The organism is Streptomyces lateritius, from assembly GCF_014649715.1.
GTDB classification, from domain to species: Bacteria; Actinomycetota; Actinomycetes; order Streptomycetales; family Streptomycetaceae; genus Streptomyces; species Streptomyces lateritius.
The window spans coordinates 411,258-431,480 of record NZ_BMTO01000001.1 but is presented as its reverse complement, the minus strand read 5'-3'; the positions used below and the strand labels follow the sequence as shown (position 1 = coordinate 431,480).

The window sequence follows — 20,223 nt, the reverse complement described above, 5'->3', positions numbered from 1 at the left end:
CTACCGCTCTCAGCCGCCGGACGCCGGTGAGGCGGTCCCCGCCTTCTTGCCCTTGTTGGCCTCGGCGACCCACTTCTTGAGGTTCTCCGGGGAGATCTGCTCGTTCTCCTTCTGCGGGAAGATCGATTCTCCGTTGAGGAGGACCGACGGAGTGCCGCGGAATTCTCCCTTCCGGAAGGCGTCGTTGGACTTCGCGATCCAGCTGTCGTGCGTGCCGCCCTCGACACAGCTGCGGAAGGCGGGCGTGTCGAGCCCCGGCACCTTCCCCGCCAGCTCCAGCAGCTTGTCGTTCTTCGCGAAGGCGTCGTCCGTCTCCGCGGGCTGGTTCATGTAGAGCACGTCGTGGTACGGCGTGAACTTTCCGGCGTCCTGGGCGCACGCGGCGGCGTTCGCCGCACGCAGGGAGCCGCTGCCGCCCATGTTCCCGTCGATGATGGTGACGAGGTGGTACTCGGCCTTGAGGGCGCCGGTCGCCTCCAGCTCGTGGATGGTGTCCCGGAACGCGTTCTCGAAGGAGGCGCACGCCGGGCAGCGGAAGTCCTCCCAGATGGTGAGCGTCGACGGGGCGTCCGGCTTGCCCGTGGGGACGGCCGGCTTGTCGTCTCCGACGGCACCGCTCGGAGCGACCACGGGACCCGCCTTGTCGGAGCCGCCGTCCTTGCCGCTGTTCGCGGCGATCACGCCGACCACGGCGGCCAGTCCGAGGACGCCGACCACCGCCGCCGACACGATCAGGACGCGTCGCTGCTTCTCCCGTGCCTTCTCTCGCTCGCGCTGCTGCTGGAGGCGCTCGCGCGCGCTCCGATTACCGTCACGGTTCTTCTCGCTCACGCCCTCAGCAACGAACCGGGGAGGCGCGTCCGCGCCTCCCCGGTCCCAGAACCACCCGATCGGACTACGAAACGCGGCGCACGCCCTCGGCGAGTTCGCCCGCCAGTTCCCTTACGGCGGCGAGCCCGGCGGCCTCGTCCTCCGCGTCGAGCATCCGCTTGACGAAGGCCGAGCCGACGATGACGCCGTCGGCGAAGCTCGCGACCTCCTTGGCCTGCTCGGCGTTGGAGACGCCGAGTCCGACGCAGACCGGGAGGTCCGCGGTGGCCCGGGTACGGCGGACGAGATCGGCGGCCTGCTCGCCGACCGACTCGCGCGTACCGGTGACGCCCATCAGGGAGGCGGCGTAGACGAAGCCGGAACCGGCGGCGGTGATGGTGGCGAGCCGCTCGTCCCTGCTGCTCGGCGCGACGACGAAGACGGTCGCGAGACCGTGCTTGTCGGCGTGCTCACGCCAGGTCGCGGACTCCTGGACCGGCAGGTCGGGCAGGATGCAGCCCGCACCGCCGGCCGCCGCCAGCTCCTCTGTGAACCGCTCGATGCCGTAGCGGTCGATCGGGTTCCAGTACGTCATGACCAGCACCGGCTTTCCGGTGGCGGCGTGCGCCTCGCGGACCGTGCGCATGACGTCGGCGATCCTGACGCCGCCGCGCAGGGCGATGTCGTCGGCGGTCTGGATGACGGGGCCGTCGAGGACCGGGTCGCTGTGCGGCAGGCCGACCTCGACGATGTCGGCGCCGCCGTCGAAGACGGCCTTGATCGCCTCGATGCCGCCGTCCACGGTCGGGAACCCGGCCGGGAGGTAGGCGATGAGGGCGGCGCGGTTCTCGGCCTTGGCCTCGGCCAGGGTGTCGCTGAGGAGTTGGCCCTTGCTCTTCATCGGTACAGCCCCGCTCACTTGGTGTCCCTCTGGATCTCGGCGGCGCCGTTCTCCGCGGAGGCGTCGGCCTCGACCCGGGCGGTTTCGGCGTCGGCGTCGTACAGGCCGAAGTACCGGGCGGCCGTGTCCATGTCCTTGTCTCCGCGCCCGGACAGGTTGACGACGAGCAGCCCGTCCTTGCCGAGCTCCTTGCCGACCTCGATCGCGCCGGCCAGCGCGTGCGCCGACTCGATGGCCGGGATGATGCCCTCGGTACGGGAGAGCAGCCGCAGCGCCTGCATGGCCGCGTCGTCGGTGACGGCGCGGTACTCGCCCCGGCCGGTGTCCTTGAGGTACGAGTGCTCCGGACCGATGCCCGGGTAGTCCAGACCGGCCGAGATGGAGTACGGCTCGGTGATCTGGCCCTCGTCGTCCTGGAGGACGTACGACCGCGAGCCGTGCAGGATGCCGGGCTCACCGGCGGTCAGGGTGGCGGCGTGCTCGCCGGTCTCGACGCCGTGCCCGGCCGGCTCGCAGCCGATCAGACGGACGTCGGCGTCCGGGATGAAGGCGTGGAAGAGGCCGATGGCGTTGGAGCCGCCGCCGACGCAGGCGATGGCCGCGTCGGGGAGGCGTCCGGCGCGCTCCAGGATCTGGCGGCGGGCCTCGACGCCGATGACGCGGTGGAAGTCGCGCACCATGGCGGGGAAGGGGTGTGGTCCGGCGACCGTGCCGAAGAGGTAGTGGGTGCGGTCGACGTTGGCGACCCAGTCGCGGAACGCCTCGTTGATGGCATCCTTCAGGGTGCGGCTGCCGGAGGCAACGGGGATCACCTCGGCGCCGAGCATGCGCATCCGGGCGACGTTCAGCGCCTGGCGCTGGGTGTCGATCTCGCCCATGTAGATGGTGCATTCGAGCCCGAAGAGGGCGCAGGCGGTGGCGGTGGCGACGCCGTGCTGACCGGCTCCGGTCTCGGCGATGACCCGGGTCTTGCCCATGCGCTTGGTGAGCAGGGCCTGGCCGAGCACGTTGTTGATCTTGTGCGAGCCGGTGTGATTGAGGTCCTCGCGCTTGAGGAAGACCCGGGCGCCACCGGCGTGTTCGGCGAACCTGGGCACCTCGGTGAGGGCGCTGGGACGACCGGTGTAGTGGACCATGAGCTCGTTGAGCTCACGGGCGAACTCGGGGTCGGCCTTGGCCTTGTCGTACTCGACGGCGACCTCGTCCACGGCGGCGACGAGGGCCTCGGGGATGAACTTGCCGCCGTAGGCACCGAAGTAGCCCTCGGCGGTGGGGACCTGACTTTCGGGGTCCGGAATGAAGAACTCGCTGGACATGCGACTGCTCCTCGCGGGGCGGGGCGCCCCGGATGACGTTGCGGTTGATGGTCACGATATGCGCGCGGTCTCGTCGCGTACGGCAACGCCCAAGCCCGGCCTCTGCCCGTGTGGCATCGTCCGCACGGCCTGACAGGCCCGGATTTCGTCCGTGGGCGTTCGTTCCGCCAGGGCCCCCAGGGCGAAGCTCTGGGAGGAGGAACGGGTGGGCACGCGGGACGCGCCCTCGCGGGTGCTTCCGCTCCTGGTACCCGGTGCCCACGAGGGCGGCCGCTCGTCACGTTCCTGAGAGGTCCCCCACCACGTGGCGGGGCAGGCACAGGGGCGGAACGCGCCCGCAAGGGCGTCGTCCGTCGGGCCCACCTGTTCCTGCCCGGAGCTTCGCCCTGGGCCCTCGAACGGAACGAATGCCCACAACGGAGCTGGTCAGGCGGCGGTGGCGTTCGTGAAGGTGCGCGCGGGGCGCGGGCGCCATCGCATGCCGTTGACCTGACCGGGCTCGCTGCCGATCACGTACCGCACCCGGCGGCCGTGGACCCGCCGGGCGGGCGCCCGGCAGCCGCGCGGCCGGCACCCGCGGGCCAGCGGAGCGTGCGGGTCGCGCGCGGGCGCGGCGACCGCGGTCGCCGCGCGCACGCCGGAGCGCCCCCGGGCGGAGCCCAGGGGGGTCGGCGTGGTGCGGCGGGCGGGCATGGGGCGGGTCAGCTCCGGCCGTGACGGAGGGCCGGGTGGGCGCCTGCGGCGACCAGGTCCGCGACGGCCGCCTTCGGGTCGCGGCCGGTCACGAGCGACTCGCCGACCAGGACCGCGTCGGCGCCGGCGTTGGCGTACGCGATGAGGTCGTGCGGGCCCCGGACGCCGGACTCGGCGACCTTGACGATGCTCGCGGGGATCTCGGGGGCGACCCGCTCGAACGTGGAGCGGTCGACCTTGAGGGTCTTGAGGTTCCGGGCGTTGACGCCGATGATCCGGGCGCCCGCGTCGACCGCGCGCTCGACCTCGTCCTCGTCGTGGACCTCGACCAGCGGCGTCAGGCCGATGGACTCGGCGCGCTCGATGAGGGAGACCAGGGCCTCCTGCTCGAGCGCGGCGACGATCAGGAGCGCCAGATCGGCTCCGTACGCCCGCGCCTCCCACAGCTGGTACGCCGTGACGATGAAGTCCTTGCGCAGGACGGGGATGTCGACCCGGGACCGTACGGCCTCCAGGTCGGCGAGGGAGCCGCCGAAGCGGCGCTCCTCGGTGAGCACGGAGATGACGGCGGCGCCGCCCGCCTCGTAGTCCGCGGCGAGCCCGGCCGGGTCGGCGATCGCGGCGAGCGCGCCCTTGGACGGGCTGGAGCGCTTGACCTCACAGATCACCTTGACGCCGTCCCCGCGCAGTGCGGCGACACCGTCCTTGGCCTGCGGCGCCTTGGCGGCGCGCTCCTTGAGCTCGTCGAGGGAGACCCGCGCCTGCCGCTCTGCGAGGTCGGCGCGCACGCCTTCGATGATCTCGTCGAGCACACTCACGCGAGAGGCCCCCTTCCGGGAGGGTGATGGTGACGGTGGTGAAGATGAAACAGGTTCAGCCATGTCGATGGTATCCGCAGGACGGCGTGGGGCCCGCATCCGGCTGACGTGCGTCCCACCTGCTGGGACTTCACGGCGCGAGGGCTGAGCCGAAGGGCAGGTTCCGCACCAGGGTGAAGAGAGCCAGGACGGCGGCCAGGCCCCATCCCCAGACCGGCGTGATCACGAGTCTCATGGGCGTGCCGCGTACGGCGCGAACCAGCCAGACGGTCATGAGGAGGGCGAAGAGTCCGTAGCCGAGGACGGCGAGGGCGTTGGCGCCGAGCGCGGCGCCGAGATCGCCGTGGACGAAGGCGTGGGCGCTGCGCAGTCCGCCGCAGCCGGGGCAGTAGACGCCGGTGAAGCGCAGGAGGGGGCAGACCGGGTAGTGGCCGGGTTCGTTCGGGTCGACGGCGCCGACGTACGCGAAGGCGGCGGCGACGCCGACGAGCGTGCCGAGGGGCGCGACCAGCCGCCTTGCGAGGCGGCGCGGCGCCGGCGCGGCGCCCCACGCCGGGTGCCCGGGGTGCCCGGCACCATCCCGGCCTCCCGCCGTGGGGGCGACCCCGGAGCCGACGGCCGAGGCGGGCTCCGTCGAACCGGAGGGACCGGAGGGAGCCGAGGGACCGGAGGGAGCGCCGGGAGCGTCAGACCTGTCCGACGGGGCCGGCGCGGCAGGTACGCCTGCCGCGCCGGAAGCAGGTGGCACGGCCGAACCACCCGCCTCGTCAGACACGTCCGGCACAGCGGGCGCGCCCGCCCCGGCGGGCGCATGCAGCCCAGCAGACAGGTCCGGCTGGGCCGATACGCCGGCCTCGACAGGGACGGCGGGCACCGCCGGTCCCCCGGCCTCGGCGGACCGGGTTGGCGCAGCGGGTACGCCACATACGCCAGGTGCGGCAGAGACAGCAGGTACGCCGGTCTCACCCGGTACCTCCCGTGCGGCGGGCAGCTCCGGCACCTCCGGGCCGCCCTCCCCCGCACGTGCGGCAAGCGCGTCCGGGGCCCCGGAGGCGGGCGGGGCGGCGGGCACGGTCGCGGGCGGCGGCTTCGCGTTCACGCGGTGATTCTCGCCCGTGACGCGCGAAGGCGCAGCCCGGCCGTGCCGGGCTGCGCCTTCGCGCGTGTCGTGGGTCAGCCCCGCGCCTTCGCGGACGCCGCCGCGCGCGCGGAGGCCACCTCCTCCGACTCCTTCGGCATGCCCAGGCCCGCGACCTTCATCGCGAGGCCGACGGCACCGCCGAGGGCGATGACGGCCATGCCGGCCCAGAAGCCGGTCACGTTGGCCGCCACCATGAAGACTCCGGCGATGCAGAAGCCGATGAAGGAGATGATGACACCGGTCCAGGCGGCCGGGGTGTGTCCGTGGGCGCTGCCCGCCATGAGTTGCTCCTCGTTGCTGTTGCTCGGTGGTGGCTCGGGTGAGGTCTCGCATGCGAGGACGCTCGTGGCCACATTGTCCCGCACATGGCCCCGCGAGGATGAATCGGGGGTGGCGCGGTCCCGCACATGGCCCCGCGAGGATGAATCGGGGGTGGCGCGACGATCACGCGTCGTTCGCGCGCTCCGCCGGCCCGCTCCCGCTCAGTCCTCGTGCGTCGGGTCCTCGCCGCGGTCCAGGGCCTTCCACAGGTCCTCCGGACGGTCGGAGGCGGCCGCCGCGGACGCCTTGCGCTCCGGGCGGGGCGACGCGGAACGCTCGTAACGCCCGCCCATCGCCGGCCAGCTCCGGCCGAACCGCAGGGCGAGGAGGCCGGCGGCGAGGATGAGCAGCGCTCCGGCGGCGGTGACGTACGGCCAGGGGGTGTGGGTCAGGTGCGCGACGGAGGCGGCGGAGTCGCCGGTGATGCGGGCGGCCTCCGTGTCCAGGGCGGCGTCGTCGGACGCGCCGAGGAAAGCGGCGAGCGCAGCGCCCGCGCCGCTGAGCGCGAGGAGCCCGGAGACGAGGGTGCGTCCGGCGCGGCGGACGGCGAAGACGGCGACGAGCGCGGCGAGGCCGACGATGGCGAGCGCCGTCGGCACGCCGGTGACGGTGCCGCCGTCGGCCTCGACGGGCACGGCGCCGCCGCCGACCGACGCGGTGCCCTCGGCCCAGGTCTGGCCCGTGGACAGCAGCACGACGGTGGCACCGAGGGCGCCGAGCAGAAGGGCCGCCGCCAGGCTGCGACGGCCGCCGGAAACGGTGGCCGCGCCGCCCGCGCGCGCGGCTCGGGGCTGGGGTACGGGAACAGCACTCACGTACCCCACTATCCCTTACGTCCTCATGCGCCGTTCATCCGGTTGGCGGTGTGGACGGCGCGCAGGACGGCGGCCGCCTTGTTCCGGCACTCGTTGTCCTCGGCGACGGGGTCGGAGTCGGCGACCACACCGGCTCCCGCCTGCACGTACGCGGTGCCGTCGCGGAGCAGGGCCGTACGGATGGCGATGGCGGTGTCGGAGTCGCCGGCGAAGTCGAGATAGCCGACGCACCCGCCGTACAGTCCGCGCCGGGACGGCTCCAGCTCCTCGATGATCTGCATGGCGCGCGGCTTCGGCGCGCCGGAGAGCGTGCCGGCGGGGAAGCAGGCGGTGAGGACGTCGAAGGCGGTCTTCCCCTCCGCGACCCGCCCGGTCACCGTCGACACGATGTGCATGACGTGCGAGTACCGCTCGATCGACATGAAGTCGACGACCTCCACCGACCCCGGCTCGCAGACCCGTCCGAGGTCGTTGCGGCCCAGGTCGACGAGCATCAGGTGCTCGGCCCGCTCCTTGGGGTCGGCGAGCAGCTCCTCCGCGAGGTCGTTGTCCTCCTGCGGGGTGGCGCCGCGGTGCCGGGTGCCGGCGATGGGGTGGACCATCGCGTGCCCGTCCTCGACCTTCACCAGGGCCTCGGGGCTGGAGCCGACGACGTCGAAGCCGTTCTCGAAGCGGAAGAGGTACATGTACGGGGACGGGTTGGTGGCCCGCAGGACGCGGTAGACGTCGAGGGCGGAGGCGCGGCAGGGCGTCTCGAAGCGCTGCGAGGGCACCACCTGGAAGGCCTCGCCGGCCCGGATCCGCTCCTTGACGTCCTCGACGGCGTCCTGGTAGGCAGGGCCGCCCCACAGGGCGGAGAACTCCGGCAGCTCGGAGGCGGGGAGGGCGGCGGGGGCGGTGGCGACCGGGCGGGCCAGGTCGGCCTCCATCGCGTCGAGGCGGGCGACGGCGTCGGCGTACGCCTCGTCGACACCGGTCTCCAGGTCGTTGTGGTTGATCGCGTTGGCGATCAGCAGGACCGTGCCGTCCCAGTGGTCCAGGACGGCGAGGTCGCTGGTGAGCAGCATGGTCAGCTCGGGGAGTTTCAGGTCGTCCCGGGTGGAGTCCCCGATCCGCTCCAGGCGGCGGACGATGTCGTACCCGAGGTAGCCGACCATGCCGCCGGTGAAGGGCGGCATTCCGGAGGCGAGGTCACGGGGGGTGTGGAGGGCTTCGACGGTGGCGCGCAGGGCCTGGAGGGGGTCGCCGTCGACGGGGACGCCGACGGGCGGGGTGCCGAGCCAGTGGGCCTGCCCGTCCCGCACGGTCAGGGTGGCGTCGCTGCGGACGCCGATGAAGGAGTACCGGGACCAGGAACGGCCGTTCTCCGCGGACTCGAGGAGGAAGGTGCCGGGGCGTTCGGCGGCGAGCTTGCGGTAGAGCCCGACCGGGGTGTCGCCGTCCGCGAGGAGGCGGCGGCTGACAGGGATCACGCGGCGGTCGGCCGCCAGCTTGCGGAAGGTCTCGAGGTCCATGGCGGCTGACCTTACTGGGAGAGCGGGAGCACGTCGGCGTCGAAACAGGTGCGGGCGCCGGTGTGGCAGGCGGCGCCGACCTGGTCGACCTTGACGAGCACGGTGTCGGCGTCGCAGTCGAGGGCGACGGACTTGACGTGCTGGAAGTGGCCCGAGGTGTCGCCCTTGACCCAGTACTCCTGACGGCTGCGCGACCAGTAGGTGCAGCGGCCGGTGGTGAGGGTGCGGTGCAGGGCCTCGTCGTCCATCCAGCCGAGCATCAGCACCTCACCGGTGTCGTACTGCTGGGCGACGGCCGGGACGAGGCCGTCCGGGCCGCGCCTGAGGCGGGCGGCGATGGCCGGGTCGAGAGCGCTGGACGTGCGGGGCGGGCCGGGCGTGCTGGTCATGGGGCCATTGTGCCGTGGAAGCGGCGGGTGTCCGGCGGAGCGTCCACTGGGCGGACCGGTCTCCCCGGTCGTACGCTGGCGGACATGTCGACCCATGCCAAGCGTGAACGCCTTCTGCTCGCCGATCTGTTGGAGGCCGCCGGGCCCGACGCTCCGACGCTCTGCGAGGACTGGCGGACCCGGGACCTCGCGGCCCATGTGGTGGTGCGTGAGCGCCGTCCGGACGCGGCGGCCGGGACGCTGGTGCCCGCGCTGAAGGCCCGGCTCGACCGGGTGCAGGCCGAATTCGCCGAGAAGCCGTACGAGGAGCTGATCCAGCTCATCCGTACGGGCCCGCCGCGGATGTCGCCGTTCACCATCAAGCAGGTGGACGAGGGGGCGAACATCGTGGAGTTCTACGTCCATGCCGAGGACGTCCGCCGCGCCCAGCCCGACTGGTCGCCGCGCGAGCTGGACCCGGTCTTCTCGGAGGCCCTCTGGTCCCGGCTGGAGAAGGGCGCCCGCCTGCTCGGCCGCCGGGCCCCGGTGGGTCTGGTCCTGCGCCGTCCCAACGGCCAGACGGCGGTGGCGCACCGCGGCACCCCGGTGGTGACGGTCTCCGGGGAGCCGGGCGAGCTGACGATGTTCGTCTTCGGCCGCCAGGACGCGGCGAAGGTGGAGCTGGACGGGGAGCAGGACGCGATCGAGCGGCTCCATCGGACGAAGCAGCTGGGGATCTAGACGGCGCGCGGGCGGGCCCTATGACGCCCCCTGCGTCGCCGTACGGGGCGTACGAGGGGCGCCGGGCAGTTCCGCGCGCCGCAGGGGCCCTACGCAGAGTCCGTACACGCCCCCGGTCACGCAGATCGCCGCGCTGGCGACAAACACCGGCCCGAGTCCCCACAGGCCCACGGCGGCGCCGGTGAAAGGAAAGCTCAGAGGGGCGACGCCCAGGCTGAAGAAGCTGGACACGGCCGTCACCCGGCCGAGGTAGGCGGGGTCGCACTCGGTCTGGGTGAGCGCGCCGCACAGGGCGCCGCTGAGGCCGGCGAGCAGGCCGACGGAGAGCGACACGGCGACGGCCACTGGCAGCAGCGGTACGTACGCGAGGGCGGCGATCGAGCCCGCGCCGAGGGTGATGGTCCATCCCATGACGGCCCCGGCGCGCGGTATCCGGCCCCGGACGGTCAGCAGCAGCGAGGCCGCTGCCGCACCGGTCCCGAAGCCGGCGAGGATCCAGCCGATGCCCGCGGCGCCCCAGCCGCGCGCGTCGGCGAGGAGCGCGAGGCCGACGTTGAGGGGGCCGACGAAGCCGAGGTCGGTAAGGGCGACGACGATCATCAGCGGTCCCAGGACCCGGTGGCGGCGGATGTAGCGCAGGCCGTCGGCGAGGTCGCGCAGGGCTGTGCCGTCGCGGGACGACGTGTCGCCGGGCAGCGGGGTGAGCCGGAGCGTCAGGAGCAGTGGCAGGGAGAACGCGAAGAGGAGTCCGGCCGCCCCGAACGCCGCGGCCGCCCCGCCGAGGGCGACGGCGAGGCCGCCGAGCGGGGCCCCGAGGACGAGGCCGGCGCGGTAGGCGAGTCCGCGCATGCCCTGGACCCGGGCGAGCTGTTCGCGCGGGGCGATCCGGGGCGGCAGGGCGCCGACCGCGGGCAGGAAGAGGGCGTCGACCGCGCCGAAGACGAGGGCCAGGGCGGCGAGGGCCACCAGGCCGGGCGAGGTCAGGAGCAGGAGGGCGGCCACGCCGAGGACGACGAGGCAGCGGACGGTGTCGGAGACGAGGACGACCCGGCGGGGGCCGAACCGGTCGGCGACCACTCCCCCGCCGAGCATCAGCAGGGCGCGTGGCACGGCGCTGACGGCCATGACGAGCCCGGCCTCGGCGGGGGTGCCGCCGCGCACGGCGGCCCAGGAGAGGGCCAGGTGGTAGACGCTGTCGCCGAGGGTGGAGGCGGTGTAGGCGCCGAGCCAGCGCAGGACGTTGCCGTCGCGGTGTGCGGGGCGGGCGGCGGGGGTGCTGCCCCCGGGGCCGCTGACCGCCGGACCGGTGACCGCCGGACCGGTGGCGGAGCCGGTAGCCGTCATGAGCGGTAGGGGAAGCCGTGGAGGTGGACGGCGACGTTCTCGCGGCCTTCCGTGTCTCCGGCCTTCTCGGCGGCGCGGGCCCGCTGGTCGTACTTCTGGACGACGGCTTCGAGCTCTGCGCCGAGTGCGGCGAGCTCGGCGGCGGTGAGGCGGGGCAGCCACTCGGAGCTGATGGAGGCGGAGCGCCACTCGTCGGACCAGGTCAGGCGTTCGTCGAGGAAGCGGCTGTGGAGTTCGGTGCGCTGTTCGTCGACGGTGCGGCCGAAGGCGGCGCTCGCGGCCAGCAGCTCGGGGGCGTCGCGGACGTCCTCGTCCCGGATGCTGAACCCGTAGGAGCTGGGCTGCCACCAGCGTTCGCGGCCGTCCGCCGACCGGGTCTCGGCCTCCTCGATGAGGCCGTGGTCGGCGAGCTTGCGCAGGTGGTAGCTGACGAGCGAGACGGCCTCGTCGACCTGATCGGCGAGCTGGGAGGCCGTGGCGGTGCGGGCCACGAAGAGGGCGCGGTAGAGACGCATCCGCAAGGGATGCGAGATGGCCTTGAGGGTGCCGAGGTCGGTGATCCGGCGGTTGTCGGGCGAGGGCATGCCCCGACCCTAGATGCGAAGGAAAACTTGCGCAATATCGATTGCGCAAATAATCCTGCACATCTGGTCGGGAGAAAGGCCCCCGGGTTGGGGGCCTTTCCGAGCGCGAGGTTCAGCGGACCGGGTGGCCCGCTCCCCGCAGTGCGTCCTTGACCTGGGAGATCCGCAGGTCGCCGAAGTGGAACACGGAGGCGGCGAGCACCGCGTCGGCACCGGCCGCGATGGCCGGCGGGAAGTCGGAGAGCTTGCCCGCGCCACCACTCGCGATCACCGGCACGGTCACGTGCTTCCGCACGGCCGCGATCATCTCGGTGTCGTAGCCGTCCTTCGTGCCGTCCGCGTCCATCGAGTTGAGCAGGATCTCGCCCGCTCCCAGCTCGGCGGCCCGGTGCGCCCACTCGACGGCGTCGATGCCGGTGCCCTTGCGGCCGCCGTGGGTGGTGACCTCGAAGGACCCCGACGCCGTCCGGCGCGCGTCGACCGAGAGCACCAGCACCTGGCGGCCGAAGCGCTCCGCGATCTCACGGATCAGCTCGGGCCGGGCGACGGCGGCGGTGTTGACGCCCACCTTGTCCGCGCCCGCGCGCAGCAGCTTGTCGACGTCCTCCGCCGCGCGCACGCCGCCGCCGACCGTGAGCGGGATGAAGACCTGCTCGGCGGTGCGGCGCACCACGTCGTAGGTGGTCTCCCGGTTACCGGAGGAGGCGGTGATGTCGAGGAAGGTCAGCTCGTCGGCGCCCTCGGCGTCGTACAGCTTCGCCATCTCGACCGGGTCCCCGGCGTCCCGCAGGTTCTGGAAGTTGACGCCCTTGACGACCCGGCCGTTGTCCACGTCCAGGCAGGGGATCACGCGTACGGCGAGACTCATGCCGTCTCACCGCCTCGGTACGCCTCGACCTCGACCTCGACGACCAGGCTCGGGTCCACGAAACCGGAGACGATGACCATGGACGCGGCCGGGCGGACCGCGTCGAACAGCTCCTTGTGGGCGCGGCCGACCTCGTCCACGTCCCGGGCGTGCGTGATGTACATCCGGGTCCGTACGACGTGCTCCACGCCCAGGCCGAGCTGCTTCAGCGCGGCGAAGGCCACGTTGAAGGCGTTGACGGCCTGTTCGTGGGGACCGCCGCCGGCGATCTGGCCGTCGACGATCGAGGTGCAGCCGGAGACCAGGACCAGACCGTTCGGGAGCTCCACCGCGCGGGAGTAGCCGAACTGCTCCTCCCAGGGAGCGCCGGTCACCACCTTGCGTACGGAGTCGGTCATACGGAAGCCACCGCCTCCAGCGCCTCTTCCAGGGTGAACGCCTTGGCGTAGAGCGCCTTTCCGACGATCGCGCCCTCGACGCCCTGGGGGACGAGACCGGACAGCGCGCGCAGGTCGTCCAGGGACGACACACCGCCGGAGGCGACGACGGGCTTGTCGGTGGCGGCGCAGACGTTCTTCAGGAGCTCAAGGTTGGGGCCCTGGAGCGTGCCGTCCTTGGCGATGTCGGTGACGACGTAGCGGGCGCAGCCCTCGGAGTCGAGGCGGGCCAGCGTCTCGTACAGGTCGCCGCCGTCGCGGGTCCAGCCGCGGCCGCGCAGGGTCGTGCCGCGGACGTCCAGGCCGACGGCGATCTTGTCACCGTGCTCGGCGATGACCTTGGCGACCCACTCGGGGGTCTCCAGCGCGGCGGTGCCCAGGTTGACGCGGGTGCAGCCGGTGGCGAGGGCGGCGGCGAGCGAGGCGTCGTCGCGGATGCCGCCGGACAGCTCGACCTTGATGTCCATGGCGCGGGCGACCTCGGCGATCAGCTCCCGGTTGTCCCCGGTGCCGAAGGCGGCGTCGAGGTCGACCAGGTGCAGCCACTCGGCGCCGGAGCGCTGCCAGGCGAGGGCGGCCTCCAGCGGGGAGCCGTAGGAGGTTTCGGTACCGGACTCGCCGTGCACGAGGCGGACGGCCTGGCCGTCGCGGACGTCGACGGCGGGGAGGAGTTCAAGCTTCTGAGCCATGATCAGAGGGTCTCGATCCAGTTGGTGAGGAGCTGGGCGCCGGCGTCGCCGGACTTCTCGGGGTGGAACTGGGTCGCCCACAGGGCGCCGTTCTCGACGGCGGCGACGAACGGCTCGCCGTGGGTGGCCCAGGTGACCTTGGGGGCGCGGATCTTGGGGTTGCCGACCTCCAGGGTCCACTCGCGCACCGCGTAGGAGTGCACGAAGTAGAACCGGGCGTCGGCGTCGAGCCCCGCGAACAGCTCGCTGTCCTGCGGTGCGTCGACCGTGTTCCAGCCCATGTGGGGCACGATCGGGGCCTTCAGCGGCTCGACCGTACCGGGCCATTCGTCGAGGCCCTCGGTCTCCACGCCGTGCTCGATGCCACGGGCGAAGAGGATCTGCATGCCGACGCAGATGCCCATGACGGGGCGGCCGCCGGAGAGGCGGCGGTCGACGATCCATTCGCCGCGCGCCGCCCTGAGGCCCTGCATACAGGCGGAGAAGGCTCCGACGCCGGGGACGAGGAGTCCGTCGGCGTTCATGGCGGTGTCGTAGTCGCGGGTGATCTCGACGTCGGCGCCGACGTGGGCGAGGGCCCGCTCCGCGGAGCGGACGTTGCCGAATCCGTAGTCGAAGACGACGACCTTCTTCTGCGGCTTGGTAGCGCTCATTCCCAGATTCCCTGAATCCGCAGGACGCCGGCGACCAGGCACATCACGGAGGCGATGGCGAGGACGGCGATCACGCCCTTGGGCAGCTTCTGCTTGGAGAAGGAGTACACACCGCCGGCGAGGAAGAGCCCGACGACGATGAGGATGGTGGAGAGGCCGGTCATGGGGTTAGAGGGCGCCCTTCGTGGACGGCAGGATGCCGGCCGCGCGCGGGTCGCGCTCGGAGGCGTAGCGCAGGGCCCGGGCGAGCGCCTTGAACTGGCACTCCACGATGTGGTGGGCGTTGCGCCCGTACGGCACGTGGATGTGGAGCGCGATCTGCGCCTGCGCCACGAAGGACTCGAAGATGTGCCGGGTCATCGTCGTGTCGTAGGAGCCGATCATCGGCGCCATGTTCTCGGGCTCGGTGTGGACCAGGTAGGGGCGGCCTGAGAGGTCGACGGTCACCTGGGCGAGCGACTCGTCCAGCGGGACGGTGCAGTTGCCGAAGCGGTAGATGCCGACCTTGTCGCCGAGCGCCTGCTTGAAGGCGGCGCCGAGGGCGAGGGCCGTGTCCTCGATGGTGTGGTGGGAGTCGATGTGCAGGTCGCCGTCGGTCTTGACGGTGAGGTCGAACAGGCCGTGGCGGCCGAGCTGGTCGAGCATGTGGTCGTAGAAGCCGACGCCGGTGGCGACGTCGACCTTGCCGGTTCCGTCGAGGTCGATCTCGACGACGACGGAGGTCTCCTTGGTGGTGCGTTCGACCCGTCCTACGCGGCTCATGAACTCTGCTCCTTCTTCAAAGCGCGTACCGCATCGAGGAACGCGTCGTTCTCTTCGGGGGTGCCGGCGGTGACCCGCAGCCAGCCCGGTACGCCGTTGTCCCGGACCAGGACGCCCCGGTCGAGGATCTTCTGCCAGGCCGCGTGGGAGCCCTCGGCTCCGTCGAAGTGGCCGAACTGGACGAAGTTGGCGTCGGACTCGGTGACCTCGCAGCCGATCGCCCGCAACTCGGTGACGAGGCGGTCCCGCTCGGCCTTGAGCTGTTCGACGTACCCGAGGAGGGTGTCGGTGTGCTCCAGGGCGGCGAGCGCGGTGGCCTGGGTGACGGCGGAGAGGTGGTACGGCAGGCGTACGAGCTGCACGGCGTCGACCACGGCGGGGTGGGCGGCGAGGTAGCCGAGGCGGAGCCCGGCGGCCCCGAAGGCCTTCGACATGGTGCGGGAGACGACCAGGTGGGGCCGGCCCTCGATCAGCGGCAGCAGCGAGTCGCGGTGGCTGAACTCGACGTACGCCTCGTCGACCACCACCAGCGAGGGCTTGGCGGCCTGGGCGGCCTCGTACAGCGCCAGGACGGTCTCGGCCTCGACGGCCGTGCCCGTCGGGTTGTTGGGCGAGGTGATGAAGACGACGTCCGGACGGTGCTCGGCGATCGCCCGCTCGGCCGCCTCCACGTCGATGGTGAAATCGGCGTTGCGCGGTCCGGAGATCCAGCCGGTGCCGGTGCCGCGTGCGATGAGGCCGTGCATCGAGTACGAGGGTTCGAAGCCGATGGCCGTACGGCCGGGGCCGCCGAAGGTCTGCAGCAGCTGCTGGAGGACCTCGTTGGAGCCGTTGGCGGCCCAGACGTTCTCGACGGCGACCGGGTGCTTTCCGGTACGGGTGAGGTAGCGGGCGAGCTCGGTGCGCAGCTCGATCGCGTCCCGGTCGGGGTAGCGGTTGAGGCCGCGGGCGGCCTCGGCGACGCGCTCCGCGATCCGGGCCACGAGGGGCTCGGGCAGCGGGTAGGGGTTCTCGTTGGTGTTGAGCTGGACGGGGACTTCGAGCTGCGGCGCGCCGTACGGGGACTTGCCGCGCAGCTCGTCGCGGATGGGGAGGTCGTCGATGCGGAGGGAGTCGACGGTGTCGGTCATGCCTGCGGAACCTTCCATCCGAACCGGGCCTTGAGCGCGGCTCCGTGTGCGGGCAGGTCCTCCGCCTCCGCGAGCGTCACCACGTGGTGGGTGACATCGGCGAGGGCGTCGCGGGTGTAGTCCACGATGTGGATTCCGCGCAGGAAGGACTGCACGGACAGGCCCGAGGAGTGGCAGGCGCAGCCGCCGGTGGGCAGGACGTGGTTCGACCCGGCGCAGTAGTCGCCGAGGGAGACCGGTGCCCAGGGGCCGACGAAGATCGCGCCGGCGTTGCGGACCCGGTCCGCGCGGGCGGCGGCGTCGGCGGTCTGGATCTCCAGGTGCTCGGCGCCGTACGCGTCGACGACCTTGAGGCCGTCCTCGAGGTCGCTGACGAGGACGATCGCGGACTGCTTTCCGGCCAGCGCCGGGACGATCCGGTCCTCGATGTGCTTGGAGGCGGCGACCTGGGTCTTCAGCTCGGCCTCGGTGGCCCGGGCCAGCTCCTCGGAGTCGGTGACCAGGACGGCGGCGGCCATCGGGTCGTGCTCGGCCTGGCTGATGAGGTCGGCCGCGACGTGGACGGGGTCGGCGGTGGAGTCGGCCAGGATCGCGATCTCGGTCGGGCCCGCCTCGGCGTCGATGCCGATGCGGCCCTTGAGGAGGCGCTTGGCGGCGGCGACGTAGATGTTGCCGGGGCCGGTGACCAGGTTGACGGGAGCGCAGCCGGGCGCGTCCTCGGTGCCCTCGGTGCCGTACGCGAACATGGCGATGGCCTGGGCACCGCCCGCGGCGTACACCTCGTCGACGCCGAGCAGCGCGCACGCGGCGAGGATCGTCGGGTGGGGCAGGCCGCCGAACTCCTTCTGGGGCGGCGACGCGATCGCGACGCCCTCGACGCCGGCCTCCTGGGCGGGGACCACGTTCATGACGACGGACGAGGGGTAGACGGAGCGGCCGCCGGGGACGTAGAGCCCCACGCGCTCGACCGGGACCCACTTCTCGGTGACCGTACCGCCGGGCACGACCTGGGTGGTGTGGGTGGTGCGGCGCTGCTCGCGGTGGACGATCCTGGCCCGGCGGATGGACTCCTCCAGGGCGGCCCGGACGGCCGGGTCCAGCTCGTCGAGGGCGCGGGCGATCGTCTCGGCCGGGACGCGCAGGTCGGTGACGCGGACGCCGTCGAACTTCTCGCCGTAGTCGATCACTGCGGCCGCGCCATGATGCCGTACGTCCTCGCAGATGGGCCGCACCTTCTCCAGGGCGGCTTCCACGTCGAACTCGGCACGGGGCAGCAGGTCGCGCAGTGCGCCACCCTCGGGGAGGGCGTCGCCGCGCAGGTCGATACGAGAGATCACGGGTCAATTCTCGCAGACGCCCCACAAGCGTCGGTCGTCCGTATCACTGGCTGATACGCGCCACAGTGGCGTCTTGTCGCCACAGCTGACCGTTAGCGTTCAGTCCGTCACTCAGCGGGAAGAACGGCTGTACGAATCCAGGGAAGCGGGTTCGTGGAAAGCGAGGGGGCGGCAGTGACCGAGCCGCACGAGGACGGTATGCCGGACGGTCTCACGGGTCCCGAGCGGATCATGTGGCGGGCGTTCCGGATCGGCAGGACCTGTGATCTGAGCGAGGGAGACGCGGCGCGGGACGATCCGTTCGGACAGCACCCGTGGGGGGACGAGCGCAGTGTGCGCGCCGAGGTGCTGGGGCTGCTGCTGCTCGACGGGCCGTCGCCGCAGGCCGGGCGGGTCGCGGCGCTCAAGCTGCGCGGGGTGCGGATCACGGGGGTCCTGGACCTGGCGGGCGGGGCGATAGGGCCGTACGTGGAGATGAACCGCTGCCGTTTCGACCAGGAGATCGTGCTGCCGGAGGCGCACTTCGGAACGCTGCGGATGGTCGAGTGCGCGATACCCCGCCTGGAGGCGGCGCGGCTGCACACGCAGGGCGATCTCCACCTGCCGCGCTGCCGGGTGGAGCGCGGCATACGGCTGACGGACGCGCAGATCGGCACGGACCTCCTGATCAACCAGATCCAGGTCTGGCCGGACCGGCGCGGCCGGGCGATCACCGCCGACGGCCTGGTGGTGGCTCAGGATCTCCAGGCGGAGCTGATCGAGGCCCACGGGGAGCTGAGCCTGCGCGGGGCGAAGGTGGGGGTGTCGCTGAGCCTGCGCGGCAGCGTGCTGCGCGGCGCGCAGCAGCGCCGGGCGTTGAACGCGCCGCAGCTGACGGTGGAGCGTTCGCTCTATCTGAACGCGGCGTGGGTGTACGAAGGGTCGGGGAACGCCACGGCCACTCCCCCGTACGGCATCGGGTACACCCCGATGAGCGGGGCGCGGCGCAAGCCGGTCGAGTGCCACGGCGGGGTGCGGCTGGACGACGGGCGGTTCGGTGACGCGGTGGACCTGCACTACGCCCGGTTCGTGCTGAACGGGGCGCTCCGCGAGGAGGTGTCGCTGCGCCGGATCGTGACGCCCGAGCTGCGGTTCAACGGGGAGCCGCCCGAGGAGGGCCGGGTGGTGCTCAACGGCGCGAAGGTGGTGACGCTGATCGACCTCTCCACCAGCTGGCCGGGCCCGGGAGGTCTGTCCATGAACGGCTTCGTCTACGAGAACCTGGTGCCGTACGGCCACTTTCCGCTGGCCCGCCGCCTGGAGTGGGTGGCGGCGGCGACCCCGGAGTACGCCCCGGAGCCGTACGAACGGCTGGCGACGGTGCTGCGCACCAGCGGGGAGGACGCGGACGCCCGGGTGGTGCTGCTCGCCAAGCAGCGCCGGCGCCGGGAAACGCTGCCGGTGGCGGGCAAGCTGTGGGGCTACCTCCAGGACTGGACGGTGGCCTACGGCTACCGGCCGGGCCGGGCGGCCCTGTGGATGGCGGTGCTGTGGGCGGCCGGTGCGGTGGCGTTCTCCCGCTACGACCCGGTCCCGCTGAAGGCGGAGGAGTCCCCTCGGTGGAACGCCCCGCTGTACGCGCTCGATCTGCTGCTGCCGGTGATCAACCTGGGCCAGGACGGCTACTGGCGTCTGGAGGGCCTCTGGCAGTGGGCCGCGACGGTGCTCATCCTCCTGGGATGGGTGCTGGCGACGACGGTGGCGGCGGGGGCGTCGAGGCTGCTGCGGCGGGGGTGACGGGAGGGTCGCAAGGGGGTCCGATCCTGCTCGACCCCCACCGCTTTCTTTACCCTGTCTTGACCTCGTGCAGGACAACTTTCCCGCCGCCACCAAAGCTTCACAGTCCCCCACTGGCGCCGCCCTCACCTGCGGTTTTCAATGGTCCGCACCATGTCATTCCTCCGCGCCCTGATCGGGAACGCCCGCACGGTCCGGCACGCTCCGCGGCTCGCCGCCGCCATGCCGCCGGACGACGACGTGCTGCTCGACGCGCCGGACGAACGGCTCGCCCCGGCACTGGTGGCGGCCGCCCTCGCCGACCACGAGCCGGCGGCCGAGCTGCTCGCGACGACCCGGGACGCCGCCGAGTGGGAGAACCGGGACCGGTACGTGGCGCGCCTCGCCACGTTCGCGTACAGCCGTGAGGACTGGCTTGCCCGGTGGCTGGCCGCCGCGCCCCGCGACCCGGACGCGCTGCTCGTCAAGGCGGAGCTGGCGGTGCGCAGGGCCTGGCAGTCGCCGGCGCGCGCGGAACGGCTGCGCGAGCTCGGGCCGCTGATCGACGCCGCCGCCGAGGTGTCGCCGCGCGACCCGGTGCCCTGGCGGCTGGCGCTGGACCACGCGCGCGGCACGCACGCCGCGCACACCGCCTTCGAGTCGCTGTGGGAGCAGGCCGTGCGCCGCTCGCCGCACCACTACGGCTGCCATGTGGCCGCGCTGAAGTACCTCTCGGCCCAGTGGTACGGCTCGCACCGCGAGTGCCTGGACTTCGCCGAGCAGGCCGCCGAGGACGCGCTGCCCGGCTCGCTGATCCAGGCCCTGCCCGTACGCGCCGCCTTCGCGCAGCTCCTCACCGGCTCGGGGCCCCTGCAGGAGCAGCGGTTCGACGAGGCGGCGGACCGGGGCATCCAGCTGTCCCGGGAGTATCCGGCGGGCGATCCCTGGCCGGCGGAGGTCCGGAATCTGCTGGTGTGCGTGCTGGTCCGGCGCGGGCGCTGGCCGGACGCGCTGGAGGAGTTCCGCAGGATCGGGCCGTACGCCACGTCCTTTCCCTGGGCGTTCGTCGGGGCCGATCCGCTGGGGCGTTTCCTGGACGCGCGGGACGGTGTACGGACCGAAGTGGCCCGGACTATGCCGCTGCGCGGAGCCGTGCCCGGGGGCGGGCGGGGAGCCGCGTACGGGCGGGCCGGACGACGCGGTCCCGGCGGCCATTACGCTTGACC

General features: G+C 72.6%; 23 protein-coding genes. 3 read left to right on the top strand and 20 right to left on the bottom strand.

Features of this window, described 5'->3' with window-relative positions:
• Positions 1 to 9: 9 nt before the first annotated feature.
• The 10 genes from IE136_RS02045 to hisI all read right to left on the bottom strand — a co-directional run bounded on the left by IE136_RS02045 (position 10) and on the right by hisI (position 8,718).
• The gene (locus IE136_RS02045) at positions 10 to 831 is read right to left on the bottom strand and encodes a DsbA family protein (RefSeq protein ID WP_189599233.1); all 822 of its coding nucleotides are present in this window, start codon (positions 829 to 831) and stop codon (positions 10 to 12) included.
• A gap of 64 nt (positions 832 to 895) precedes the next feature.
• Positions 896 to 1,711, bottom strand: a complete 816-nt coding sequence (gene trpA / locus IE136_RS02040; protein ID WP_158994160.1) for a tryptophan synthase subunit alpha — start codon at positions 1,709 to 1,711, stop codon at positions 896 to 898.
• Between the two features lie 14 nt (positions 1,712 to 1,725).
• Complete coding sequence (trpB, locus tag IE136_RS02035) at positions 1,726 to 3,027, bottom strand: tryptophan synthase subunit beta (protein WP_189599232.1); 1,302 nt, start codon at positions 3,025 to 3,027, stop codon at positions 1,726 to 1,728.
• A 426-nt stretch (positions 3,028 to 3,453) separates the two neighbouring features.
• Positions 3,454 to 3,720 carry a tryptophan biosynthesis modulator TrpM gene (trpM, locus tag IE136_RS02030; protein ID WP_229818592.1) on the bottom strand — a complete coding sequence of 89 codons (267 nt, stop codon included), beginning with the start codon at positions 3,718 to 3,720 and terminating at the stop codon, positions 3,454 to 3,456.
• A gap of 8 nt (positions 3,721 to 3,728) precedes the next feature.
• The gene (gene trpC / locus IE136_RS02025) at positions 3,729 to 4,538 is read right to left on the bottom strand and encodes an indole-3-glycerol phosphate synthase TrpC (protein WP_158986410.1); all 810 of its coding nucleotides are present in this window, start codon (positions 4,536 to 4,538) and stop codon (positions 3,729 to 3,731) included.
• Between the two features lie 130 nt (positions 4,539 to 4,668).
• Positions 4,669 to 5,049: a DUF2752 domain-containing protein gene (locus IE136_RS02020; protein WP_158994164.1), complete on the bottom strand. Its 381-nt coding sequence runs from the start codon at positions 5,047 to 5,049 to the stop codon at positions 4,669 to 4,671.
• A 662-nt stretch (positions 5,050 to 5,711) separates the two neighbouring features.
• Positions 5,712 to 5,960, bottom strand: a complete 249-nt coding sequence (locus IE136_RS02015) for an HGxxPAAW family protein (protein WP_158986413.1) — start codon at positions 5,958 to 5,960, stop codon at positions 5,712 to 5,714.
• A gap of 201 nt (positions 5,961 to 6,161) precedes the next feature.
• On the bottom strand, positions 6,162 to 6,824 hold the full coding sequence (locus IE136_RS02010; protein WP_158986415.1) for a TIGR02234 family membrane protein: 663 nt from the start codon (positions 6,822 to 6,824) through the stop codon (positions 6,162 to 6,164).
• A gap of 14 nt (positions 6,825 to 6,838) precedes the next feature.
• Positions 6,839 to 8,329, bottom strand: coding sequence for an anthranilate synthase component I (locus tag IE136_RS02005; protein WP_189599231.1), 1,491 nt, complete (start codon positions 8,327 to 8,329; stop codon positions 6,839 to 6,841).
• An 11-nt stretch (positions 8,330 to 8,340) separates the two neighbouring features.
• Positions 8,341 to 8,718 (bottom strand): phosphoribosyl-AMP cyclohydrolase, encoded by a 378-nt coding sequence (gene hisI / locus IE136_RS02000; protein WP_158986419.1) that lies wholly within the window; start codon positions 8,716 to 8,718, stop codon positions 8,341 to 8,343.
• Positions 8,719 to 8,802: 84 nt separating this feature from the next.
• Here hisI and IE136_RS01995 point away from each other — a divergent pair, with 84 nt between their 5' ends.
• Positions 8,803 to 9,438, top strand: a complete 636-nt coding sequence (locus IE136_RS01995) for a TIGR03085 family metal-binding protein (RefSeq protein WP_158986421.1) — start codon at positions 8,803 to 8,805, stop codon at positions 9,436 to 9,438.
• Between the two features lie 18 nt (positions 9,439 to 9,456).
• On the opposite strand, the gene IE136_RS01990 is transcribed toward IE136_RS01995, so the two are convergent.
• From IE136_RS01990 to hisD, 10 genes are all read right to left on the bottom strand, one after another.
• The gene (locus IE136_RS01990) at positions 9,457 to 10,782 is read right to left on the bottom strand and encodes an MFS transporter (RefSeq protein ID WP_158986423.1); all 1,326 of its coding nucleotides are present in this window, start codon (positions 10,780 to 10,782) and stop codon (positions 9,457 to 9,459) included.
• A complete protein-coding gene (locus tag IE136_RS01985) occupies positions 10,779 to 11,366 on the bottom strand; it encodes an ArsR/SmtB family transcription factor (RefSeq protein ID WP_158986425.1) in 588 nt (195 codons plus the stop codon). Before IE136_RS01985 ends, IE136_RS01990 begins: the two co-directional genes overlap by 4 nt.
• A 112-nt stretch (positions 11,367 to 11,478) precedes the next feature.
• A complete protein-coding gene (gene hisF, locus IE136_RS01980) occupies positions 11,479 to 12,234 on the bottom strand; it encodes an imidazole glycerol phosphate synthase subunit HisF (RefSeq protein WP_189599230.1) in 756 nt (251 codons plus the stop codon).
• Positions 12,231 to 12,632: a RidA family protein gene (locus IE136_RS01975; protein WP_158986430.1), complete on the bottom strand. Its 402-nt coding sequence runs from the start codon at positions 12,630 to 12,632 to the stop codon at positions 12,231 to 12,233. Before IE136_RS01975 ends, hisF begins: the two co-directional genes overlap by 4 nt.
• Positions 12,629 to 13,360 carry a bifunctional 1-(5-phosphoribosyl)-5-((5-phosphoribosylamino)methylideneamino)imidazole-4-carboxamide isomerase/phosphoribosylanthranilate isomerase PriA gene (gene priA / locus IE136_RS01970; protein ID WP_158986432.1) on the bottom strand — a complete coding sequence of 244 codons (732 nt, stop codon included), beginning with the start codon at positions 13,358 to 13,360 and terminating at the stop codon, positions 12,629 to 12,631. The genes IE136_RS01975 and priA overlap by 4 nt, the downstream gene beginning before the upstream one ends.
• A 2-nt stretch (positions 13,361 to 13,362) precedes the next feature.
• Positions 13,363 to 14,013, bottom strand: coding sequence for an imidazole glycerol phosphate synthase subunit HisH (hisH, locus tag IE136_RS01965; protein ID WP_158986434.1), 651 nt, complete (start codon positions 14,011 to 14,013; stop codon positions 13,363 to 13,365).
• Entirely contained in the window at positions 14,010 to 14,177 is a 168-nt protein-coding gene (locus IE136_RS01960) for a CG2302 family histidine operon protein (protein ID WP_189599229.1), read from the bottom strand. Before IE136_RS01960 ends, hisH begins: the two co-directional genes overlap by 4 nt.
• Before the next feature lie 4 nt (positions 14,178 to 14,181).
• Positions 14,182 to 14,775: an imidazoleglycerol-phosphate dehydratase HisB gene (gene hisB, locus IE136_RS01955; protein WP_158986436.1), complete on the bottom strand. Its 594-nt coding sequence runs from the start codon at positions 14,773 to 14,775 to the stop codon at positions 14,182 to 14,184.
• Positions 14,772 to 15,905 carry a histidinol-phosphate transaminase gene (locus IE136_RS01950; RefSeq protein ID WP_158986438.1) on the bottom strand — a complete coding sequence of 378 codons (1,134 nt, stop codon included), beginning with the start codon at positions 15,903 to 15,905 and terminating at the stop codon, positions 14,772 to 14,774. Before IE136_RS01950 ends, hisB begins: the two co-directional genes overlap by 4 nt.
• Positions 15,902 to 17,242, bottom strand: coding sequence for a histidinol dehydrogenase (gene hisD / locus IE136_RS01945; protein WP_158986439.1), 1,341 nt, complete (start codon positions 17,240 to 17,242; stop codon positions 15,902 to 15,904). The genes IE136_RS01950 and hisD overlap by 4 nt, the downstream gene beginning before the upstream one ends.
• A 174-nt stretch (positions 17,243 to 17,416) precedes the next feature.
• Here hisD and IE136_RS01940 point away from each other — a divergent pair, with 174 nt between their 5' ends.
• Entirely contained in the window at positions 17,417 to 19,018 is a 1,602-nt protein-coding gene (locus tag IE136_RS01940) for an oxidoreductase (RefSeq protein WP_158986441.1), read from the top strand.
• A 141-nt stretch (positions 19,019 to 19,159) separates the two neighbouring features.
• Positions 19,160 to 20,221 (top strand): hypothetical protein, encoded by a 1,062-nt coding sequence (locus IE136_RS01935; protein WP_158986443.1) that lies wholly within the window; start codon positions 19,160 to 19,162, stop codon positions 20,219 to 20,221.
• Positions 20,222 to 20,223 lie beyond the last annotated feature (2 nt).

Excerpts from the sequence above, each read along its gene's own strand:
- trpA (WP_158994160.1), bottom strand. The coding sequence starts at position 1,711 with ATGAAGAGCAAGGGCCAACTCCTCAGCGACACCCTGGCCGAGGCCAAG.
- trpB (WP_189599232.1), bottom strand. The coding sequence starts at position 3,027 with ATGTCCAGCGAGTTCTTCATTCCGGACCCCGAAAGTCAGGTCCCCACC.
- trpM (WP_229818592.1), bottom strand. The coding sequence starts at position 3,720 with ATGCCCGCCCGCCGCACCACGCCGACCCCCCTGGGCTCCGCCCGGGGG.
- IE136_RS02015 (WP_158986413.1), bottom strand. The coding sequence starts at position 5,960 with ATGGCGGGCAGCGCCCACGGACACACCCCGGCCGCCTGGACCGGTGTC.
- IE136_RS02005 (WP_189599231.1), bottom strand. The coding sequence starts at position 8,329 with ATGGACCTCGAGACCTTCCGCAAGCTGGCGGCCGACCGCCGCGTGATC.
- hisI (WP_158986419.1), bottom strand. The coding sequence starts at position 8,718 with ATGACCAGCACGCCCGGCCCGCCCCGCACGTCCAGCGCTCTCGACCCG.
- IE136_RS01995 (WP_158986421.1), top strand. The coding sequence starts at position 8,803 with ATGTCGACCCATGCCAAGCGTGAACGCCTTCTGCTCGCCGATCTGTTG.
- IE136_RS01990 (WP_158986423.1), bottom strand. The coding sequence starts at position 10,782 with ATGACGGCTACCGGCTCCGCCACCGGTCCGGCGGTCACCGGTCCGGCG.
- IE136_RS01985 (WP_158986425.1), bottom strand. The coding sequence starts at position 11,366 with ATGCCCTCGCCCGACAACCGCCGGATCACCGACCTCGGCACCCTCAAG.
- hisF (WP_189599230.1), bottom strand. The coding sequence starts at position 12,234 with ATGAGTCTCGCCGTACGCGTGATCCCCTGCCTGGACGTGGACAACGGC.
- IE136_RS01975 (WP_158986430.1), bottom strand. The coding sequence starts at position 12,632 with ATGACCGACTCCGTACGCAAGGTGGTGACCGGCGCTCCCTGGGAGGAG.
- priA (WP_158986432.1), bottom strand. The coding sequence starts at position 13,360 with ATGGCTCAGAAGCTTGAACTCCTCCCCGCCGTCGACGTCCGCGACGGC.
- hisH (WP_158986434.1), bottom strand. The coding sequence starts at position 14,013 with ATGAGCGCTACCAAGCCGCAGAAGAAGGTCGTCGTCTTCGACTACGGA.
- IE136_RS01960 (WP_189599229.1), bottom strand. The coding sequence starts at position 14,177 with ATGACCGGCCTCTCCACCATCCTCATCGTCGTCGGGCTCTTCCTCGCC.
- hisB (WP_158986436.1), bottom strand. The coding sequence starts at position 14,775 with ATGAGCCGCGTAGGACGGGTCGAACGCACCACCAAGGAGACCTCCGTC.
- IE136_RS01950 (WP_158986438.1), bottom strand. The coding sequence starts at position 15,905 with ATGACCGACACCGTCGACTCCCTCCGCATCGACGACCTCCCCATCCGC.
- IE136_RS01935 (WP_158986443.1), top strand. The coding sequence starts at position 19,160 with ATGGTCCGCACCATGTCATTCCTCCGCGCCCTGATCGGGAACGCCCGC.